A 21,457-nucleotide genomic window follows, 5' to 3' on the forward strand; every position below is an offset into this window, starting at 1 on the left:
TCTGCGCCGCCGTCACCAGCAATGTCATGTTACTCATCGGTAACTTAGCTGGGTTAGAGTGGTGCCATGACTTCGAGCAATGACGCTTTGCACGCCCCCGCAGGCCCCTACCGGGCCGCCGGCTCCCTCCGCGGACGGACCCTCTTGCTCTCCGGCGGAAGCCGCGGCATCGGCCTGGCAATTGCCCTCCGGGCGGCCAGGGACGGCGCCAACATCGTCCTGATGGCCAAGACCGGAGAGCCGCATCCCAAACTCGCCGGGACCGTCTACACCGCCGCCCGGGAGATCGAAGACGCCGGCGGGCAGGCCCTTCCCCTGGTGGGGGATGTCCGCAACGATGACGATGTGGCCCGCGCCGTCTCCTCGGCGGTGGAGAACTTTGGCGGAGTCGATGCCGTCATCAACAACGCGTCCGCCATCGACCTCTCCCGCACCGATGACGTGGACATGAAAAAGTACGACCTCATGCAGGACATCAATGTCCGCGGGACGTTCCTGCTGTCCAAGCTGGCGCTGCCGGCGCTGCGGTCATCGGACAGCGCGCACATCCTCACGCTCTCGCCTCCCCTGAACCTCGATCCGCAGTGGGCGGGAAAACACCTGGCCTACACCATGGCCAAGTACGGCATGAGCCTGACAACCCTTGGGCTCGCCGAGGAACTGAAGGCGGACGGCATCCGGGTGAATTCGCTGTGGCCGTGCACCCTGATTGATACGGCGGCCATCAGGAACATGCCCCACGGGGAGAGCATTGCCCAGGCAGCACGCGGCCCGGAGATCATGGCGGACGCGGCCCACGCCGTGCTCACCGGCAGCAACCTGGAAAACGGCAGCCGGCCCAGCGGAAATTTTTACACGGACGAGGCAGTGCTCACGGCCGCTGGAGTCACTGATTTCCGGCCGTACAGCCTGGGGGCTCCGGAAGACCGCCTGGTGCCGGATATTTTCCTGTAGCCCGGCCCCCCGTGGGTCCCGCAGGTCCACCGACGGCGGGCAGCCGGGACCGGGCCGGGTCGGTACAGTTTAGGTATGGATGACGCACATGCCCCCGGTACGCCGCTGAACCGGAGCGAGCTCGCGGACCAGGATTTCCTGTCCGCCACCGGCATCGCACGGCTCGAGGTGGTGGACTCCACCGGGTCCACCAACGCGGACCTGCTCCGGTCGGTGACCGTGGAGCCCTCGGCGTGGCCGGACATGTCGGTGCTGACGGCGGAATACCAGACGGCGGCCCGGGGCCGCCTGGACAGGCACTGGGAGGCGCCGCCCCTGAGTTCCGTCTCCGTTTCGGTGGTCCTGAGGCCCGCGAACGCGGAAGGCAGGCCGCTCCCTACCCAAAGCTATTCCTGGCTGTCCCTTATCGGAGCGCTGGCGCTGCGCGAAACCCTGCTGGAGACTGCCGGCCTGCCCGCGGAGCTGAAATGGCCCAACGACGTCCTGGTGCGCGGAAAGAAAATTGCCGGAATCCTGGCCCAGCTGGGTCCCATGGTGGACGGCTCGGTGCCGCCCGTCATCCTCGGAACCGGCCTGAACGTCACCCTCCGGGAAGAGGAACTCCCCGTGCCTACCGCCACGTCCGTGGTCCTGGAGGCGCCGCGGACCGCGGACCGGACCAAGTTGCTGAAGAGCTACCTCTCGCACTTTGCCGTGCTCTACCGCAGCTTCTGCAATGCCGACGGGGATCCCGCAGCGGGCCTGGCCGGCGGCCCGTCGCTGCATAAGAGGGTGGAGGCCGTCATGACGACGCTGGGAAAACAGGTGCGGGCGCAGCTCCCCGGCGACCACGAGATCATTGGCCACGCATCCCGGCTCGACGAGTACGGCTCACTGCTGGTGGTTGACCGTGAGTCCCGCGAGCACGTGGTGACCGCCGGCGATGTGGTGCACCTGCGTCCGTGGACCTCCCCGGATGCGTCCGGCCAGGGCGGATATGCGTAAAGACCTCGTCCCGGGCGAGCAGGTGATTGTCACCACCCGCCCGCAGCCGAGGAAGCTGGCGGGGGCAGCCGGAGCCTTCATACTCTCACCGGCACTTGCCGCCTTTGCTGCCGCATGGGTGGTCCGCGGGGAAGCAGCGAGGGTCATCCCCGGCCTCGAGGCGCGGTGGACGCCGGCGCTGGTGGCCGGATGCATCCTGGCCGCGGCCGGCGTCTGGCTGGGTTACTGCCTGCCCCGGCTGCTGCGGTGGCAGGGCACCCGGTATACGCTCACCAGCCGGAGGCTCATTTCCAGGTCCGGCCTGGTGCGGCGGCAGGACCAGCAAGTAAACCTTGCATCGGTGCGCCACCTGACTGTCCACGAGTCGGTACTTCAGCGCCTGTTGCGCTCGGGGAATATATCCTTGGAAACCGGGTACCAGGGCGTAGTGACTTTCCGGGATGTGCCGGAGGTTGCCAGGTTCCGGGATTTCATCCTTGACGCCCTCGAGGAAATGCCCGACGAACGCGACGGCCAGTCCGGCGGGGCGTTGGATTACCCTGCCGGAGCATTGCCATGGGAACTGAGAGAAGGTGGACGGGATGAACGATGAGGACCAGCAGGAACGCGTGGACTCCATCAAGCCACCGCCCGCGACGGACGCCCACCCCGCCACGGGCACCATGTCAGCTGAACGGCTTGCCATGAAAGCGCTGGAAGCCCGGCTGCTCGGCGGAGAACGCAAGCTCCGCCGTCGTGAAGTCGCCGCCGGCGCAGGGCTGTCCCTGCTGTCCGCCCGCAAGCTGTGGCGCGCCCTGGGCTTTCCCAACTTCGGCGACGAGGACGTCGCCTTCACCGAGCGTGACCAGGCCGCCCTGTCCACCGTGGTGGACCTGGTGCGCTCCGGCAAGCTGACGGAGGAGGCCGCGATCTCCGTCACCCGCTCCATCGGGCAGATGACGGACCGGATGGTGGTGTGGCAGATCGAAGCCCTGGTGGAGGACATGGTCCACGAGCAAGGGGTCACGGACGCCGTGGCGCGCAAGCGGCTCGTCAACGAACTGCCCGCGCTGGTGGACGCCCTCGAAGAAGTACTGGTGTACTCCTGGCGGCGCCAGCTCAACGCCGGAGTGCAGCGGCTCGCCGTCCGGGCCGAGGCCGGGCTCCAGGCCAGCGAGGAAGGCCGGGAAGGCGACGAGGACGACGCGCCGCTGCCGCTGGCACGCGCCGTCGGCTTCGCGGACCTGGTCTCCTACACCAGCCTGTCCCGGCGCATGAACGAAAAAACCCTCGCCCGGCTGGTCCAGCGCTTCGAGAACAAGTGCGCCGAAATCATCTCCGTAGGCGGCGGCCGGCTGGTGAAAACAGTGGGGGACGAAGTCCTGTACATCGCAGAAACCCCCGCTGCCGGCGCTGAGATCTCCCTCGCCCTGGCCCAGGCCTTCACGGAGGACGAAATCCTTCCCGAAGCGCGGGTGGCCATGGTGTGGGGAAGGATCCTGTCCAGGCTTGGGGACATCTACGGTCCCACGGTGAACCTGGCGGCCCGGCTTACCACCCTGGCCGACCCCGGGACTGTGCTGGTGGACTCGATGACGGCCTCGGCCCTGGAGCATGACGAACGCTTCGTGCTGGAGCCACAGCCGCCCGAAAACGTCCGCGGCTTCGGCGAGATCCGCCCGGTGCGTTTGGGGCGCGGGCTTGGCAAGGGGCTTGTGCTGGACTAGGACGCCTGATTCCTCAGGTGGAATGACCAGCCCAAAATAGTTTCTCCAGTTGTTGGTCAATCACGATATAGTCGGTGCGGCGGCAAAGGACGGAGCCCTGCCGTGGGCAGGGCTCCCCATCGCGGCCACATGCGGCCGTGGGTATGCTTGCCACCGGGCAAGTTACCTTGCCGGCACTCGGCGCCAAGCGTGGCCGGGTGTCCTTATTTTTGTCAGGTCTCAGCTGCTTCCTGCCAGGAGCAGCACAACATCAAGGTCCGGGCGAGTCCCGGCCGGGCAGCTGCCTGCGGCAGCGGTAATTTCAGGGGATATCAAGCTGTGACAAGTCTGCTGGGGAAACTTGGACTGAATCGGCGCCACAAAAAAATGGTGACGGGCACTGCTTTCAGTGCCGCTGTTGCTGTTGTGGTGACGGGGGCAATTCTGTATCCGGGGTTCAAAACCACCGAGGTGGAATTGAACGACGGCGGCGTGTGGGTGGTGTCCAAGTCCAAGAACGCAGTGGGCCGGTTGAATTATCCCTCCCGGGTCCTTGACGGGGCGGTGACGCCGGCGTCCACGACGTTTGACATCCTGCAGGACGCGGGGGATGTGTTCGTTGATGATGAGACCGGGTCAACGTTGAACCAGGTGTCGCCGGCGAACATGCGGCTGGGCGGGGACAAGCAGCTGCCTGGGTCCGCGGATGTGAGTTTCGGGTCCGAGGTGATCTCGGTGACGGACGCGGCGTCGGGCAAGGTGTGGGCGGTGTCTCCGTCCACGGTTAACGGTTTTGACGAGGAAGCATCCGAGCCCGTCATGGTGGGCTCGGAGGGCATTGTCTCGGCGGTGGGGGAGGATGACCGGATCTATTCGGCGGATCCCAAATCCGGCGGGGTGACGGTCACCGGTGTTGACGCAAACGGGGAAGTAACGTCCTCGGAGTCGGAGACCTGGGCTGATCTTAAAGGTGCAGGGGACCTCCAGATCACGGTGGTGGGGGACAAACCGGTGCTTCTCGATGCGGCGGCGGGGAGGTTGTTCCTGCCCGGGGGAAAGCGGCTGCAGGTGGAGAACGCGCGGGATGCGAAGTTGCAGCAGGGCGGGCCGGACAGTGATTTCGTGGCGGTTTCAACGCCCAAGGCGCTGCTGAAGCAGCCGCTGGACGGGTCCACGGCGAAGACCGTGACGTTCGACGGCGAGGGTGTGCCGGCTGCCCCCGTCCAGTTGGGCGGGTGTGTGCATGCGGCGTGGTCGGGGGCGAACAAGTATGTTCGGGACTGCGTAAACGATGGTGACGATAAGAACGTGGACGTGCCCAAGGCGAGCGCATCGCCGTCGTACGTGTTCCGGGTGAACCGTGACCTGGTGGTCCTGAACGACGTGAACTCCGGCAACGTGTGGCTGGTCAACCAGAACATGCAACTGGTCAACAACTGGGACGACGTCGTCCCGCCCAAGAACGAGTCCGACGAGCAGGACCAGGAGTCCGCAGACAACAACACCATCAACGTCCTCCCGGACCGCACCAAACCCAACCGTCCGCCGGAAACCAAGCCCGACGCCGTCGGCGTGCGCCCCGGCCGCACCACCATCCTCAGCGTCCTGGACAACGATTCGGACCCCGATGGCGACGTGCTCACCGCAGCCGTAGGGGACTCCGGACCCCAGGCCGGAAGCCTCCAAAATATCTACGGCGGCACCGCCTTCCAGATCTCCGTTCCCGCCGACGCGAAACCCGGCACCGAAACGTTCAGCTACAGCGCCTCCGACGGCCGAGGCCTCTCCGCCGGCGGGCAGGTCACGCTCAGCGTGGTTGGGCCCGACGAGAACAAACCTCCGCAGTTCAAGCGCGGCGACAACACCACCACCATGCTGGTGGAACAGGGCAAGACAGTCAGCCAGAACATCCTCACGGACTGGATCGATCCCGACGGCGACGATCTGGTGCTCCTCGACGCCAAGGCGGACAACGACCAGGACCAGGTGAAGGTCCGCCGTGACGGCCTGCTCACCTTCCAGGACTCCGGCGCGACTGCCGGCAAGAAGACCGTGGAAGTCACCATCTGGGACGGCCGGGACACCGTCACCGGGAAAGTCGTGGTCAACGTCCAGCCGCCGGGAGCCCTTGCACCGGTGGTCAACGCCGACCACGTCACTGCCGTGGTGGGCCAGGACCTTGTCATCTCTCCGCTGAAGAACGACGTGGACCCCAACGGCGGAGCCCTCCGTTTGGCACAGGTGGAGGCCAACGGCCCCGCCGAGCTGGGTCCCGTGACCGACGGCGGCACCTTCACGTTCCGCAGCACCACCCCCGGCCCGGTCTACCTGACGTACATCGCCAGCAACGGCCCGCAAAGCAGCCAGGGGCTCATCCGCGTTGACGTGGAATCCGGGGACGAGGCCGGTGACCCCGTCGCCGTCCACGACGTGGCGCTCATGCCAACCGGCGGCAGCGTGCTGCTGGACCCGCTGGCCAATGACTCCGACCCCTCCGGCGGTGTCCTGGTGCTGCAGTCCGTTAAATTGCCCGAAAACTCGACCGCGTCCGTCAGCGTGATCAACCATGGTGTCCTGCGCATCACCGACATCCTGGGCACCAAGGACCCGATCCTCTTCGAATACACCATGTCCAACGGGAAGAAATCGGCCACGGGCAGCGTCTCCGTGGTCCCCGTGCCGGCGCCCGCCGTCGTGGAAGCACCCCAGCCCAAACCGGACGAGGTCAACGTCCGTGTCAACGACGTCGTCACCATCCCTGTCCTCGAGAACGACACCCACCCGCAGGGCCAGGAACTCACGGTGGATCCTGTCCTGCCGCAGGGCGTGGATCCCGTGGACGGAAAGAGCTTCGTCTCAGAGAACACCCTGAGGTTCATAGCCGGCCCGCAGCCCAAGACGGTCCGCGCCATCTATAACGCCGTGGACCCTCAGGGCCAGAAGAGCGCCGCCGCGGTGACCATTCACATCCTTCCGCTGGAAGGTGCCGAAAACTCGCGCCCGCAGCCGCGCAACCTGACCGCCCGTGTGGTGGCCGCCGGCACGGTGCGCATTCCCGTCCCGCTGGACGGCATCGATCCGGACGGCGATTCGGTCCAGCTGACCGGCATCGACAGTACGCCGTCGATGGGAACGGCTTCCGTGGGCAGCAACTTCATCGACTTCACGGCTGCCGGTGACGGCGCCGGAACCGATACGTTCCGCTATAAGGTGGTGGACCGGCAGGGCGCCGTGAACACTGGCACCGTCACCGTGGGCATTGCGCCGCGCGGGGAGGTCAACCAGAAACCCACTCCCGTGGATGATGAGGTGAGGGTCCGCCCGGGCCGCCAGATCGCCGTCGACGCCACCGGCAACGACACCGACCCCGACGGCGACCTCATCCGCATCCTCAGCGATGGCATCGAAGCCGACGCAGCGCTGCAGGCCACGGTGAGCAAAACCAGCGGCCGGATTATCCTGCTGGCGCCGGAAGAGGCCGGGACCGTCAACGTCCGCTACACCATCGCCGACGACCGGGACGCCACCGCACAGGCCACCATCCGCGTGGTGGTGGACAACGAGGTGCCCCTCAAGGCGCCCGTCGCCCGTGATGACCGGGTCACCTCCGCCCAGACCATGGGGAAGACCGCCGTGGATGTCCCCGTCCTGAAGAACGACGAGGACCCCGACGGAGTCGGGGAAAACCTCAAGGTCAGCACCGAGGCCACCACCGCCCGGCCGGGCGCAGACGGCACCATGATTGTCGACCTGACGGAACAGCCGCAGCTCATCCCGTACAACGTGGAGGATGTTGACGGCCAGCAGTCGACGGCGGTGATTTGGGTGCCCGGCCTTGGCCAGCAGGTGCCCACCCTGGCCAAGGACGAAGTCATCGAGGTCGTCGCCGGCCAGTCCGTGGACGTTGACCTCGACGAGTGGGTCAAGGTGCGTGAAGGCCGCTCGCCGCGGCTCACCCAGACCGACCGCATCAAGCTCATCGGCGCCGACGGCGGCAACCCCGTCATCGGCGACGGCACGGGCCTGAAGTACACGGCAGGAACCGACTACGTGGGTCCCGGCTCGCTCACCTTTGAGGTCACGGACGGGACCGGCCCGGACGACCCCGAAGGCCTCAAGTCCACCCTCAGCATCCGCACCAAGGTCCTGCCCGACCCCAACAAGAACAATCCGCCGGAGCTGCTGGGCGCAAACGTTGACGTGCCCAAGGGCGACTCCGCCAGCACCGACCTGGGCAAGCTGACCTCGGACCCGGACGCGGACGACGTCGAAAAGATGAAGTACGAACTGGTGGGCGGGGCGCCTGCCGGGTTCAACGCCAGCATCGACGGCAGGACCCTCAAGGTCTCTGCGGCCGACTCAAGCGGCTCAGGAACCACCTCGGCCGTCCAGGTCAAGGCGAAGGATCCCCGCGGGCTCGAAGCCACCGCCACGTACCAGCTGAAGGTGACCGCCTCCAACCGGCCGAAGCCGGTGGCCAACGACGACGTGCAGGACAACGTTGCCGCGGGCAAGCCCGTGACGGTCAATGTGCTGGCCAACGACGCCAACCCATTCCCGGAAACCGCGCTGAAGATCATTGCGGCCGCTGCGGAAACCGGCAGCGGCAACGTGGACGTCAATGGCGATTCCATCACCGTCACGCCTGCGCCGGGCTTCACCGGCACCATGGTGGTGTCCTACACCGTGGCGGACAAAACGGAGGATCCCTCCCGCCAGGCAACAGCCCGCGTCCGCCTCACCGTCAAGGACAAGCCCCAGGCGCCCACCACCCCGCAGGCGCAGAGCGTAGGGGACCAGACGGCGCTCCTGAACTGGACGGCGCCCGCGGACCGCGGCTCGCCCATCACCAAGTACACCGTGTACGGCGAAGGCGGATTCCAGCAGGACTGCCCGGCCAACACCTGCACGCTCAACGGGCTGGTCAACAACACCAAGTACCACTTCCAGGTCTCGGCCACCAACGAGTTTGGCGAGTCGGACCGGTCACCGGCCTCCGCCGAGGTGCGTCCTGACGTGAAGCCCGACACCCCGCTGGCGCCGGCGATGAAGTTCGGCGACAAGGAACTGTCCATCAACTGGTCCGCCCCTGCAAGCAAGGGCTCGCCGGTGAAGTCCTATGACCTGGAGATTTCACCCCCTCCCGCCGGGCAGAACGCCCAGATCCAGAACCTGACAGCGGTCAGTTATGTCTGGAAGGGACTGCAGAACGGCGTCTCCTACAAGGTCCGGGTCCTGGCGCGCAATGATGCAAAGGAACCGTCCGAATGGAGCCCGTACTCGGCGGCCGAAGTGCCTGCCGGCGTCCCTGCCACCCCTGCTGCACCATCTGCGGCGCAGGCGGGTTCCGTGGGTTCGCAAAGCCAGCTGAAGGTGAGCTGGACGGCGCCGAACAACAACGGCGACGCCATCTCGGCCTACACCCTGACCACCCTCCAGGGCGGTGCCGTGGTGGCCAGCCAGCAGGTCACCGGTACATCGCAGAACGTGACCGTGGACAACTCCGAAACGAACTACACCTTTACCGTGTCCGCCACGAACAAGGCGGGCACCAGCGGTACGAGTGCCCAGTCGGCCGCCATTCGGGCTTCCGGGAAGCCCGGGCAGGTCAGCGGCGGTACCGTCGCCGACACCGGGAACAGCGGTCAGCTCCAGGTCACGTTCACGCCGCTCACCGAGGCCCAGCGCAACGGCTCCACCGCCAGTGAGATTGCCTACTCCTACCGCGCATCAACCGGGCAGTCCGGGCCGATCAACGCGCCTGGCGGCAACATCAACGGCCTGCCCAACGGACAGAACATCACCATCAACATCATTGCCACGTCCACCAGGAACAACATCTCGGGTGATGCACAGGCGATTGGCGCCGGCAACCCCTACGGACCTGCGAACGCGCCCAATATCGACGGCGGCACGTCCGCCAAGGGCGACGGCGACGTCCACTGGACCTGGAACAACCCCAACACTAACGGCCGGCCCCTGAGCCATTACGAGGTCAGCTACGAGGGAGGCGGCTGGATCAACGTAGGCAAGGCCACGAAGTACGACCGGTCCGCGGGCGGCTGGGACCAACCCCGCCAGCTTCGCGTGCGTGCCGTGACAGCCGTCAACGGTGCAATTGGCGGACCTGTGACGTCCAGGTCCGGTGCCGACCCGACTCCGCCGCCGCCCAGTTCCTGGAGTGTCACCGCTCCCGTCCGGACATGCACGGAGCCGCGGTACGGTACGGACAGCTACAGGAACACGAACCCCGACCAATGCATCAGCCCCGGCATCTGGTTCAATTCGGGACGGGTTGCCCAGGCAGATTTCTACGTGGTCTGGTACAAGACTTCGAACAACCCCAGCGGAATCTGGTACCACCTCTCCACGGGGGAAGCGGCCGGCAACTATGCCCGGTGCGACACCGTCTCGCTCGGCTGTAACCCGCCGGACAGAATGCCCCGCAAGTAGATAGACCTCGTCGGGGTCCACCGCCAGGAGCGGTGGATCCGGCAGCCCGTCCAAGAGACACAGAACTGAGAAGGAAGAAGCCACACCATGACCATGACCCCCGAGCAGGCCGCCTGGTTTGCAGACACCTTCGAGAAGCTCGTTGCCAACGTGGGACAGGCCGTGCTGGGCAAAGAACACGTCATCCGGCTCACCTTCACGGCCATGCTGGCCGAAGGGCACGTGCTGTTCGAGGACGCCCCCGGCACCGGCAAGACCTCCCTGGCCAGGGCCCTGGCCGCCACCGTGCAGGGCTCCAACAACCGCATCCAGTTCACCCCCGATCTGCTCCCTTCGGACGTCACCGGCGTGACCATCTACGACCAGAAGACGCAGAAGTTCGAGTTCCACAAGGGCCCGATCTTCAACAACATCGTCCTCGCGGACGAAATCAACCGTGCCTCGCCGAAGACCCAGTCGGCCCTGCTGGAAGTCATGGAGGAATCCCGGGTCACGGTGGACGGCGTCACCTACGAAGCCGGACGGCCGTTCATGGTCATGGCCACGCAGAACCCCATCGAGCAGGCCGGTACCTACCGCCTGCCCGAGGCGCAGCTGGACCGCTTCCTGATCAAAACCTCCATCGGCTATCCGGACCACGCCTCCACGGTCCGGCTGCTGGGTGGCTCCAACCTCAAGGACCGGTCGCAGGAACTCTCCGCCGTCATCACCACCCAGGCCGTGGCAGACATGGCAGACCTGGCAGCCACGGTGCACGTGGACACCGCCGTGCTGGAATACATCTCCAGGCTCTGCGAGGAGACCCGCAACGCCCCTGAAACCCGGCTGGGCGTCTCGGTGCGCGGCGCCCTGGCTATGGTCCGGGCGGCCAAGGTCTGGGCAGCCGGGCAGGGCCGCAACTTCGTCCTCCCGGACGACATCAAGGAACTGGCTCCCGTGGTGTGGACCCACCGCTTTGTCATGGATCCCGAAGCGGAGTTCTCCGGAGCAACCGCCGAGGCAGTGCTGACGCGGATCCTGGCAGACATTGCAGCTCCCCAGCAGCGCACCAACGCCTGACGCCCCGACCCCCACCACTTTCCACGCAACAACGAAGGCACACATATGTCCAGCGGCACCCCGTTGACCCGGCTCACGGAGCGTCTGAAGCAACCCTTCGCCAGGAACGGCAGTCCCGGCGCCCTGCACCCCTCAGCCGTCTGGGCCGAGGCCAGGAACACCGCAGCCATGGCATCGGCCCCCGCCTGGCGTGCCGTCCGGACCGTGTGGCTGACGTATGCCTGGCCCGTGCTGTCAGTGGTCAGCGTCCTGGGCTGGTCCGTCCTCGCGGCCGCCATCCTGCTCTGGGCAACAGGGCAGGCGTTCGGCTGGCAGGAGGCCAAGGCAGCTGCCATCGCGGCGTTCGTGATGTTCGTGATTGCGGTGGCGTTCGTCCTGGGCCGGTCGTCCTACGGCGTGGTCCTTGACCTGGCCCGGACCCGGGTGGCGGTGGGGGACAGCGCCGTTGGCAGCATCGCGGTGTCCAACACTTCTGCCCGGCCGCTGTTGCCCGCAGCCCTGGAATTGCCGGTGGGCAGCGCCACCGCCGTGTTCCACCTGCCGCGGATGAAGCCGCAGCAGGTCCACGAGGACCTCTTCACTATTCCCACCGCGCGCCGTGCCGTGATCGTCGTCGGCCCCGTCAGGTCGGTCCGGGCAGACCCCCTGCACCTTTTGCGCCGCCAGGTCCTCTGGACCGAACCGGAGGACCTGTTCGTCCACCCGCGCACAGTGGCACTTGCCGGGTCGGCGGCCGGATTCATCCGGGACCTCGAAGGCATGCCCACCACGGACCTCTCCAGCGCGGACGTATCCTTCCACGCGCTGCGCGACTACGTGCCGGGGGATGACCGGCGCCACATCCACTGGAAAACAACGGCACGGACCAACAAGCTCATGGTGCGCCAGTTCGAGGAAACCCGCCGCGCCCACCTGGCCATCTCGCTGTCCATCAACACTGACGAATACGCGTCGGAAACCGAGTTCGAGATGGCCATCTCTGCCGCCGCCTCCATCGGCAGGCAGGCCATCCGCGAGCAGCGCGAGCTGGACGTCCTCACCCAAAAAGGCCCGCTGCGCTGTGAAACAGGGCGGAACCTGCTGGACGACATGACCCGGATCGTCGGCGCTCCCATGCGCCGGACCGCCGTCGACCTCGCCAGGACCCTGGCGGACACCGTCCCCAACGCCTCCGTGGTGTTTTTTGTGGTGGGCAGCAACGTGACCGCCACGCAGCTGCGTTCCGCCGCAGCCTCCGTGCCGCCGGGTGTCCGCAGCCTCGCCGTCCGGGTCGAGGCCGGCGCCTCGCCCACGCGGGCAAACATCGCAGACCTCACCGTGCTGACACTCGGAGACCTGACTGACCTGGCCATTGTGCTGAGAAAGGCCGCAGCATGACCTCCACAGATGGCCTGCGCCCGCGCAACACGCGCCCCCGCGCCAAACAAACCCGCACCAAACAAACCCGCGCGGCGCAGCCGCGCACCATCCGCACCGCACCCCGGGACCAGGCGGACTCCGCCTTTGACAACGGCCAGCCGTTCTGGCACTTTGTGCTCGACGCCGGCGCACTGACGGTGCTGCTGGGGCTGGGCCTGCTCGGGTTCGGGCTCAGCTTCGGCGGCGACCCCTACTACCTGCTGTCCGGCTTCGGCGGAATTTTCCTGGGGCTGGCCCTGGGTGCCCTGAACGCGCACCTGCGCCTGGGGCTGCTCATCACCACGGCACTGGCCCTGGGCGCCTACCTGGTCTTCGGTACCCTGCTGGCAGTTCCAGACTCCGCGATCGCCGGCTTCGTCCCCACCCTGGACTCGCTCCGCACCCTCCTGCTGGGGATCGTGTTCGCCTGGAAGGACATGCTGACGGTCGGCGTCCCCGTGGGTACCGCGGGCGGTGTACTGATCGTTCCGTTCCTGAGCTCCATGATCACCGCGCTGGTGGCCGCCATCCTGACCTGGCGGCTTCGAAGCCCCTACTTCCCGCTCCTGCCGGTACTGGTCCTGTTCGTCACCGGCATCGCCTTCAGCACCAACGCCGCCTTCCTCACCGTGGAACGCGGCATCGGCCTCACCGTGCTGGGCATCGCCTGGGCCACCTTCCGCAGGGACGCGCTCCGGAAGAACTCCACCCGGAAGGTCTCCGTCAACAACCCGCAGACGGATACCGCCACCGCGCAGCGTGCCAGGCTCCGCCGGCTGGGAATGGCGGCTGGCGTCATCGCCGTCAGCGTGGCCGTCACCGCGCTCGCCGCCCCCCTGGTCACGGCGGGCAACGACCGGAAAGTCCTCCGGAACGTCGTGGTCCCGCCATTCGATCCCAAGGACTACATCACACCCCTCGCCAGCTTCCGGACCTTCGTCAAGGACAAGAAGGACGACACCCTGTTCGTGGTCCAGGGCCTGCCCCGCGATGGCCGCGTCCGGCTGGGTGCCCTGGATGCGTTCAACGGCACCAACTACACGATGGACCCGAACGGCTCCGGCAACTTCAGCAAGGTGGGGGACACCGAATCGATCAACACCCTCGCCGATACCTCGGGCGCCGTTCCCACCAACGATTACGCCATCAACATCACCGTTGAGGACTACCAGGGCTTCTTCGTCCCCGGCGGCCGCAAGACCACCGGGCTGAGCTTCGACGACTCAGCCTCATCCGCGGCGTCCGGCCTGTACTTCAACTCCGGCACCGACACCGCCGTCACCACCAACGGGCTGTCCCGCGGCGACTCCTACCGGGTGCAGGTCTCGGACCCCGTGAAACTGGAACACGGGCAACTGGCGCAGTACGACTTCGCAAAGCTGTCCCTTCCCGACGCCGTGGAAGTGCCACCGGTGGTGGGATCACAGGCCAACGACCTTTCCTCCGACGCGCCCACGCCCATCGACCGGGTCCGCCAGATTGAGGCCCACTTCCAGAAGACCGGGGCCTTCAGCAACGGACTGGTCAGCGAGGGGCAGCTGCCCAGCGTCTCCGGCCACGGATCCGCCCGGATCAGGAACCTCCTCACGGCCAAGCAGATGCTCGGCGACGACGAGCAGTACGCCGTGGCCATGTCCCTGATGCTGCGCCACCTCGGCATCCCGTCCCGCGTGGTGATGGGCTTCTACCCTGAACCCACCAGCCCCGAGAACGGCGCGGGCGAGGTCAGGATCACCGGCAAGGACGTCCACGCGTGGGTTGAAGTGGCGTTTGAACGCGTGGGCTGGGTGAGCTTCGATCCCACGCCGCCCAAGGACAACATCCCCATCCCGCCGGACCCGGAAAACAAGTCCAAGCCCAAACCGCAGGTGCTGCAGCCGCCGCCCCCGCCGCAGGAGCCGGCGGACCTCCCCCCGGACTCGTCACCCGACGCGCTGGATGCGGATGAGAAGAAGAACAACCCCTGGCTCTTTTGGGGCGCCCTGCTGGGCGCCCTGGGCATCGCCCTGATCCCGCTGGCCGTCCTTGCGCTGCCGCTGCTGCTGATTGCCCTGCTGAAATCCCGGCGGCGGAAGTCGCGGTTTAGCGAAGGCCACCCTGCGCAGCGGGTGGGCGGCGGCTGGAGCGAGGTGGTCAGCCTGGCCACCGACATGGGCGCCGCCGTTGACTCCCGGGCCACCCGCCGCGAAAGCGCGGCAGTCCTGGCCGAAGCGTTCCCCGCCGCGGGCAGCACCACCACACTGCTGGCAAGGCGGGCGGACGCGTCCATCTTCGGGGCGGGCCAGCCGAGTGAGGACGAGGTGCGCGAGTACTGGACCATCGTGGACAGTTCGCTGCAGGAGATGACCTCGACAGCCGGCTTCTGGCGCCGGCAGCAGGCGAGGTTCTCGCCGCGGTCGCTCCTGGCCGACGCGCGCAACGCCCTTGCCCTGCGGGGCCCGCTGGCACTGCCGTCCCTCAAGGCACTCGACCCGGCGTCCCGCCGTCGTACGGGGCTGGCGGCCACAGGTCAGAGTGGGACGGCGCCGCAGCGAAATGCGCCGCAGGGGAATGCGCAGCACGGGACTGCGGAGCAGGACCGCACGACGCCGGAACCTCCTCAGCAGGGACCTGCAGCACCGTGACGGCGGACCTTCAGGCCTGCCCCCGCTGCCGGCAGTCCATCCGCGCGGGGGCGGCCTTCTGCACGTCCTGCGGAGCGCCCCTGCCCAACCGGGCGGCGCGCAGCATCCGCTCCCTGCAGTCCGGCGGCACCCCGGGCAGTGAACCGCTGCCCGGGGCTCCGGCTGCCCACGGAACGGGTATTCCCGGTACTATCCCGGTAGTACAAAGATCCCCGGCTGCCCAGGCCGCGGATCCACTCAACGCAGGCACCGGGCGGGGGAGCGCCGGCGGTTTCACCGCGCAGTCGGGGGCCGTCCCAGGGGGAGGAACGGGAATGGGAGTGAACCTTCAGCTTGCCCCGGCCACGGCCGGCAAGCGGCTTGGCGCTGCCGTCATTGACTGGCTGCCGCCGCTGGCCGTCCTGGTGGTGACGTTCGCCATCGGCTTTGCCGGAATCACGCGCAGCCGCAGCGGCCAGTTCATCACCTATGACACGGCGTCGCTGGTGCTGTCCGGCGGTATCGGCCTGGCGCTGACAGCTGTGTACCTCTTCACGGTCATGGGGATCGAAGCCAGGACCGGCAAGACCCCCGGGAACCTGCTCATGGGCATCCGCAGCGCGGACAACGACGGCTATGCCCCGGGCGCCGGCACTGTGTTCCTCCGCGGACTTATCACCGGTGCCGGGATCATCCTGGCGCTGCTGGCGGCCGTCCTGGTGGTGGTCTTCCGGTGGTTTGAGCCCGCCCTGTTCATCCTTTCGCCGCTGGTATTTGCGGGCGCTGCCTGGGCCTTGCTGGTGGTGGTATCCAACCACTGGGACAAGAACAGCGGCCTGCGCGGCTGGCACGACAAAGCAGCCAAGGCCCTGGTTTTCGATGTGAAGGCTGGCCGGAACCCCATCACCACCGGCGGCATCCAGGGCCCTTACAGCTTCGCGCCGCTGGACCTTCCCCCGGTCCAGCAGGTGCTCTCCCCGGTGGCAGGAGCCCAGGCAGCCCCGGCGCAGCCAGGCCCCGTGGCGGCGTCCGCGCCTGCCGCGCCTGCTGCGCCTGCCCCGACGCCGTCCGCCCCGACGCCGCCGTCGGAGACCATGCCCTACGCCGCGCCGGCGTCCTTCGCGCCGCCGGCAGCTGCTGCGCCTGCCGGCCAACCTGTTTCCGGTGGTGTTTCTGTGCCCGCTGCCCCGCCCCTTCCCGCCTTGGGTGGGCAGGGCACGCAGCACCACGTGGACGACGACGTTGAACGCACCCAGGTGCGGCCGGGCGCAGGCGGTCCGGCACCTATCGCTGTACTGCGGATCCGGCTGGACGACGGCCGCGACTTCCAGTTGGACCGGAGTGTCCTGGTGGGCCGCAACCCCGTGGGCCAGGCGGGCGAACAGCATGCCCAGCTCCTCGCCGTCGACGATCCCGGCCGCTCCATCTCCAAGACCCACCTCCACCTGCTGACCGATGGCGCGGGGATCTGGGTGACGGACCGGAACTCAACGAACGGCAGCGCCGTGACCACCCCCAACGGCGCCAGGACGCCCCTCGCGCCGGGGGTCCCCACTTTTGTTATCCCGGGATCCAGTGTCCACTTCGGAGACCGGACCTTTTACCTAGGACAGGCATGAACCAACAGCCCGCCAGCGTTCCCTCCACCTTCCAGCCGGGCCTCAGCCTGAGCTACGGCTACGGGACAGACCGGGGACTCCGCCGGGAGTTGAACGAGGATTCCTACATCGCCTCCGATCCCGTGTTTGCCGTGGCAGACGGGATGGGAGGCCATGAGGCAGGCGAAGTGGCCAGCGGCATGTGCGTCCGCGCCCTCGCTGCCATCCCGCAGCTGGCCACAGGTGAACGGACCGTCACCGCAGCCGTATTGCAGCAGTACCTGGTCCAGGCGGACACCTCCATCCGCGAGGCCACCGGGGCGCGCGCCGGAACCACCCTGGCCGGTGCCGTGGTGGTGGAACAGATGGGCATGCCCTACTGGCTGGTGATGAACATCGGCGATTCCCGCACGTACCGCCTCAGCCAGGGACGGTTTGTCCAGATCAGCGTGGACCACTCCGAGGTGCAGGAACTCGTGGACGCGGGGGAGATCACCGCGGAACAGGCCACCGTCCACCCGCGCCGCCACGTGGTGACCCGCGCGCTTGGCACGGGAGACGAGACCGAGGCCGACTACTGGCTGCTCCCCGTGGAGGAAGGCGACCGGGTCCTGGTCTGCTCGGACGGCCTCACGGGCGAGCTGACGGACGAGCACATCCTCCGCATCCTCAGCACGGTGGGTGACCCCCAGGAAGCCGCCGATGCCCTGATCCAGGCCGCGCTCCGGAGCGGGGGGAGCGACAACATCACGGTGATCGTGGTGGATGCCAGGAATGTCCTGAACGACGCCGGTGCCGCCACCACCGCACCGCGGCGCGACCCTGATGTGGTGGATGAAGACACGCTGCCCCGGTCGCAGGCGGCACAGGCTGCGCCCCAACACGGCGGCGAAGCAGCCGCCCACCAGGACGGGGAGCCTTCCGATGACCGGCACTAGCTATGTTCCGGGCACCTGGCTGGGAATCGTCCGTGGGAGCACGGCCGTCATCCTGGGCCCGGATTCTCCGCCGGCGCTGCCGGGTGCGGTGTGGGAACTGCTGGGCACCAATCCCGAAGTCCACGAAGTACTCCACGCGGTGACCAGCAGCTCGGGAGGCTCGCTGGCGCAGATACCGTCCTTCGGCATCCTCGAGGCCACCGGTCCCTTGCGGGTCTTCCTCCGCGGCGACCTCGACCTCGCAGTGGAGCTGCCCGACGGGCGCGTTGAGCTCGACGGCCGCGACGTCACCACCTGGAACGAGCGCCGGTTCGCCCTCCCGGGGTCATGCCGGCTGGCCATTCCGGCTTCCGGCCCGGCAGGGCAGCAGGAACTGCCGCTGGGGGAGGGTGTTGTCCTGCTGCACTCCCTGGCGCTTGTGCTGGCCCCGCGCCAGCCGGAACTTGGACCTTCCGGAGCCGCTCCGGCCTCGGTTGTGGTGGACTCCGCAGGCATCGCTGACGTCCGGGACGCCGCGCCCGGTGCTGACAGCTCCGCGGAGATGACCATCGTCCCGGACCGCGAGGCCGCAATGGAGACCGTTGCGCCGGAACACGGTGCCTCGGCCGAGACCGTTGCCGGCGTGCTCGACGACGACCTGCTGGCCGACGACGGCGACCAGGAGGACCAGGACGGCGACCGGGAGCAGGAAGACGGCAACGCGCACGTTGCCGTGACAGGTTCCGGTCCGGACTCCGGCGCGGATTCCGGCCCTGACGATGCTCCATCTGTCGGCTCCGCGCCGGCAGAAATACTTCCCTCGGGGGTACGTCCGGCACAAGTCCATCCGGCAGAACCCGCTCCCGGTGAGCCCGTACTTCCCGCCGGGCCGGCAGCCCCCGCCAGCGACCACACCAGCTCCTACGACCACCTCTGGGAGAGGACCGTCGTTCGGAGCATCGAGGACGCGGCGGTACGGGACGACGCCGACGCGGAAATCGACGGAACTCCAGAAGCAGGCCCGGAGGTGGAGGAACAGGCAGAACCCCCAGTCCCCGGGCAGACTGACGGACAGGAACGTCCCGCACCGGCCCCGACGCCCGCGGCAGGGCCGCCGGCAGCCCCTCCCGCACCTCCTGCTTCTCACGAACCCACTCTTTCCCCCGTATCTCCCGCTCCTGCCGGGGGGCTCATCGACTCCGTTCCGTGGAAGAAGGGTGGGGACACCGCCCCGCAGATACATGTCCCGCAGGCCGGCGCTGGTCCACGGCCCGCCATGGCCGCGCCGGCATCAGCCGGTGTCCTGCCGTCCACGGCTCCCGGTGGTGCTGCGCCGGCCGCTGCCGCGCAGCAGCCCCATGCTGGCAGCGCCGCCGTCGACACTGACCACGACGGCCAGACGGTCATGAAGAGCAGCATCGCGCCCTCAGCCGGACAGCCCGCCACACCGGTTGCGGAGGATCCGGCGGCCGGACCCACAGTCCTGGCCAGGGTCTGCCGCCAGGGCCACGCCAACCCTCCCACCCGGGCGCAGTGCGCCGCGTGCGGGGCCGGGCTGATCCCGGACGCCGTCCAGGTGCCGCGCCCCCGGCTGGGCCGGGTGCGCGTGTCCACCGGGGAACTCCTGGACCTCGACCAGTCACTGATCATCGGACGGCAGCCGTCCGTGTCCCGGGTCCAGGGCGGCGTCATGCCCAGGCTGGTCCAGGTTCCAAGCCCCGAAGGTGACATCTCGCGGTCCCATGTGGAGGTCCGGCTGGAGGGCTGGCACGTCATGCTGTGCGACCTCAAGGCCACGAACGGTACAGTCCTGGTGCGTGAAGGCCAGTCTCCCCGCCGCCTGGCACAGAACGAGATGGCCATCCTGCTGGACGGTGACATCGCTGAACTGGGCGACAACATCTCGCTGCGCTTTGAGGAGATTCCTTGAGTTCCAAACGGCCCGTCGCGCCGCCTCCCCGCATCCAGGGGTTCACCTATATCAGCCTGCTGGGTTCCGGCGGTTTTTCCGACGTCTACCTGTACGAACAGGACAGGCCGCGCCGTAAGGTTGCAGTCAAGGTGCTGCTCTCGGACCTGAAAACGGAAGGTGCCCGCCGCAGGTTCGAATCCGAGGCGAACCTGATGGCCCAGCTGTCCTCGCATCCGTACATCGTCACCATCTTCGAAGCGGAAGTGACCGACGACGGCCACTCCTACCTGGCGATGGAGTACTGCTCCAGGCCCAGCCTGGACGTCCGGTACCGCCGGCAGCGGTTCAGCGTGGATGAAGTCCTGGCCGTCGGCATCCAGGTGGCCTCCGCCGTCGAAACCGCCCACCGTGCCGGCATCGCCCACCGCGACATCAAGCCTGCCAACATCCTGGTCACGGACTACAACCGTCCCGCCCTCACCGACTTTGGCATCTCCGGCACGCTCGCCGGGGACGCCGACGACGACTCAGGAATGTCCATTCCCTGGTCCCCGCCCGAGCAGTTCACCGACGGCGCGGTGGACGGGGTCATGGTGGATGTGTGGGCCCTCGGTGCCACGCTCTACACCCTGCTGGCCGGCCGGTCGCCCTTTGTGATGCCCGGGGCGGACAACTCGCAGCGGGAGCTCATCAGCCGGATCAGCAACACGCCGGTGCCGCGCCTGGGCCGCGCGGACGTCCCCGAGTCCCTGGAGCTGGCGCTCTCCACGGCCATGGCAAAGTCGCCGCAGTCGCGGTACTCCTCAGCGCACGCCTTCGCCCTGGCCCTGCAGCGCATCCAGGCGGAACTCAACCTCTCCGTCACACCCTTTGAAGTGCTGGAGGAGCCGCACCACGAGGACAGCCAGCCGGACGACGGCGTCGAGGAGACGCGGGTCCGGAGCATCGCGGCGATCGATCCGGAACGGACCGGCAGCGCCCCTACCTTCCCGGCACGCACCTGGCCACAGGCCGGCGGCAGCCAAAGCGGTGGAGGCCAAGGCGCTGGCAACCAACACAGTAACGGCCAGGGCCCCGCAGCGGAGGCCCCGCCGTCGCGCTTTACCCCGACCGCCTCCGCGGGCTCCCCACCGGCACCAGCCCCGGCCCCGCAGCAGCAGGAGTGGGCGAACGCCACAGTCCTGCGCGGTTCCGGCGGCAGCGCCGGTGCAGCCCAGGACGAGGGCACGCTGCCTGGAAGCCGCCTTGGCTCGGGCGCTGACGCCGCGGACACCACCGTCCACCGGCCGGCAAGGGTGGAGGAGCCGGCTGCTGCGGCTCCGGCTGCGGACCACGGCAGGCGCAACCTTTGGCTGGCAATCTCGGGCGGCACCCTGCTGGCCCTCACTGCGGTGGTGGGCCTGGTGGTGGCCAACGCCTCGCCCGAAAAGCCCGCGGCGGTGGAGACCCAGCAGGCCAGCAGGCCGCCGGCCGATGCACTGGATAACGGAACCGTGCCGGACGTGGAAGGCCTCACCGGGACAGCGGCAGGGGACGGCAACGCCTCTTTCACCTGGGTGAACCCGCAGCCCAAAGAGGGAGACACATACAAATGGCGGGTCTACACCATAGGTGGCGGCGGCGACTACCAGTCCATCGACCAGCCGCCCGTCAAGGTGACGGCGAACCCGTCGGGGGAAACCTGCATCCAGGTCATGATCGTGCGCTCCGACGGCGCGTTCTCCCCGATGGAGGAAAGCTCCATTGCCTGCACCGGCCCATGAGCCGATGCCCATCCCAGCAGCACAGCAACAGCAGCACAGCGACGCAACGCGCTGTGGCCGAACGACCAGGTTGTCGAGCGGCAGCTTGTCCAACAAGAAGTTAGCCCGGTGAAATTTTGCCCAACGAGGAG

General features: G+C 67.7%; 12 protein-coding genes. All 12 read left to right on the forward strand.

The features are described from left to right. Positions 1–66 precede the first annotated feature (66 nt). The 12 genes from IEX43_RS04540 (at position 67) to IEX43_RS04595 (ending at position 21,326) form a co-directional block, all read left to right on the forward strand. Entirely contained in the window at positions 67–954 is an 888-nt protein-coding gene (locus IEX43_RS04540) for an SDR family oxidoreductase (RefSeq protein ID WP_188809270.1), read from the forward strand. A 75-nt stretch (positions 955–1,029) separates the two neighbouring features. Next, positions 1,030–1,938, forward strand: coding sequence for a biotin--[acetyl-CoA-carboxylase] ligase (locus IEX43_RS04545; protein WP_188809271.1), 909 nt, complete (start codon positions 1,030–1,032; stop codon positions 1,936–1,938). After that, positions 1,931–2,530: a PH domain-containing protein gene (locus tag IEX43_RS04550; RefSeq protein ID WP_188809272.1), complete on the forward strand. Its 600-nt coding sequence runs from the start codon at positions 1,931–1,933 to the stop codon at positions 2,528–2,530. Before IEX43_RS04545 ends, IEX43_RS04550 begins: the two co-directional genes overlap by 8 nt. Beyond that, positions 2,520–3,644, forward strand: a complete 1,125-nt coding sequence (locus IEX43_RS04555; RefSeq protein ID WP_188809273.1) for an adenylate/guanylate cyclase domain-containing protein — start codon at positions 2,520–2,522, stop codon at positions 3,642–3,644. Before IEX43_RS04550 ends, IEX43_RS04555 begins: the two co-directional genes overlap by 11 nt. A gap of 318 nt (positions 3,645–3,962) precedes the next feature. Further along, on the forward strand, positions 3,963–10,076 hold the full coding sequence (locus IEX43_RS04560) for an Ig-like domain-containing protein (protein ID WP_188809274.1): 6,114 nt from the start codon (positions 3,963–3,965) through the stop codon (positions 10,074–10,076). 87 nt (positions 10,077–10,163) lie between these two features. Beyond that, positions 10,164–11,135 carry an AAA family ATPase gene (locus IEX43_RS04565; protein ID WP_188809275.1) on the forward strand — a complete coding sequence of 324 codons (972 nt, stop codon included), beginning with the start codon at positions 10,164–10,166 and terminating at the stop codon, positions 11,133–11,135. A 45-nt stretch (positions 11,136–11,180) separates the two neighbouring features. Further along, positions 11,181–12,512 (forward strand): DUF58 domain-containing protein, encoded by a 1,332-nt coding sequence (locus tag IEX43_RS04570; RefSeq protein ID WP_188809276.1) that lies wholly within the window; start codon positions 11,181–11,183, stop codon positions 12,510–12,512. Beyond that, positions 12,509–15,157 carry a transglutaminase family protein gene (locus IEX43_RS04575; protein WP_229666312.1) on the forward strand — a complete coding sequence of 883 codons (2,649 nt, stop codon included), beginning with the start codon at positions 12,509–12,511 and terminating at the stop codon, positions 15,155–15,157. The genes IEX43_RS04570 and IEX43_RS04575 overlap by 4 nt, the downstream gene beginning before the upstream one ends. 314 nt (positions 15,158–15,471) lie before the next feature. Continuing rightward, positions 15,472–16,755, forward strand: a complete 1,284-nt coding sequence (locus IEX43_RS04580; RefSeq protein WP_188809277.1) for an RDD family protein — start codon at positions 15,472–15,474, stop codon at positions 16,753–16,755. Continuing rightward, positions 16,752–17,672, forward strand: a complete 921-nt coding sequence (locus tag IEX43_RS04585; RefSeq protein WP_229666313.1) for a PP2C family protein-serine/threonine phosphatase — start codon at positions 16,752–16,754, stop codon at positions 17,670–17,672. The genes IEX43_RS04580 and IEX43_RS04585 overlap by 4 nt, the downstream gene beginning before the upstream one ends. Next, on the forward strand, positions 17,659–19,581 hold the full coding sequence (locus IEX43_RS04590) for an FHA domain-containing protein (protein ID WP_188809278.1): 1,923 nt from the start codon (positions 17,659–17,661) through the stop codon (positions 19,579–19,581). Before IEX43_RS04585 ends, IEX43_RS04590 begins: the two co-directional genes overlap by 14 nt. Then, the gene (locus IEX43_RS04595) at positions 19,578–21,326 is read left to right on the forward strand and encodes a serine/threonine-protein kinase (RefSeq protein WP_188809279.1); all 1,749 of its coding nucleotides are present in this window, start codon (positions 19,578–19,580) and stop codon (positions 21,324–21,326) included. The genes IEX43_RS04590 and IEX43_RS04595 overlap by 4 nt, the downstream gene beginning before the upstream one ends. Positions 21,327–21,457: the final 131 nt, after the last annotated feature.

The organism is Pseudarthrobacter polychromogenes, from assembly GCF_014644495.1.
Classification (GTDB): Bacteria; Actinomycetota; Actinomycetes; order Actinomycetales; family Micrococcaceae; genus Arthrobacter; species Arthrobacter polychromogenes.

What these genes read in the sequence shown, in the direction of transcription:
- IEX43_RS04540 (WP_188809270.1), top strand. Translation starts at nt 67, where the DNA reads ATGACTTCGAGCAATGACGCTTTGCACGCCCCCGCAGGCCCCTACCGG.
- IEX43_RS04545 (WP_188809271.1), top strand. Translation starts at nt 1,030, where the DNA reads ATGGATGACGCACATGCCCCCGGTACGCCGCTGAACCGGAGCGAGCTC.
- IEX43_RS04550 (WP_188809272.1), top strand. Translation starts at nt 1,931, where the DNA reads ATGCGTAAAGACCTCGTCCCGGGCGAGCAGGTGATTGTCACCACCCGC.
- IEX43_RS04555 (WP_188809273.1), top strand. Translation starts at nt 2,520, where the DNA reads ATGAACGATGAGGACCAGCAGGAACGCGTGGACTCCATCAAGCCACCG.
- IEX43_RS04565 (WP_188809275.1), top strand. Translation starts at nt 10,164, where the DNA reads ATGACCATGACCCCCGAGCAGGCCGCCTGGTTTGCAGACACCTTCGAG.
- IEX43_RS04570 (WP_188809276.1), top strand. Translation starts at nt 11,181, where the DNA reads ATGTCCAGCGGCACCCCGTTGACCCGGCTCACGGAGCGTCTGAAGCAA.
- IEX43_RS04575 (WP_229666312.1), top strand. Translation starts at nt 12,509, where the DNA reads ATGACCTCCACAGATGGCCTGCGCCCGCGCAACACGCGCCCCCGCGCC.
- IEX43_RS04580 (WP_188809277.1), top strand. Translation starts at nt 15,472, where the DNA reads ATGGGAGTGAACCTTCAGCTTGCCCCGGCCACGGCCGGCAAGCGGCTT.
- IEX43_RS04585 (WP_229666313.1), top strand. Translation starts at nt 16,752, where the DNA reads ATGAACCAACAGCCCGCCAGCGTTCCCTCCACCTTCCAGCCGGGCCTC.
- IEX43_RS04590 (WP_188809278.1), top strand. Translation starts at nt 17,659, where the DNA reads ATGACCGGCACTAGCTATGTTCCGGGCACCTGGCTGGGAATCGTCCGT.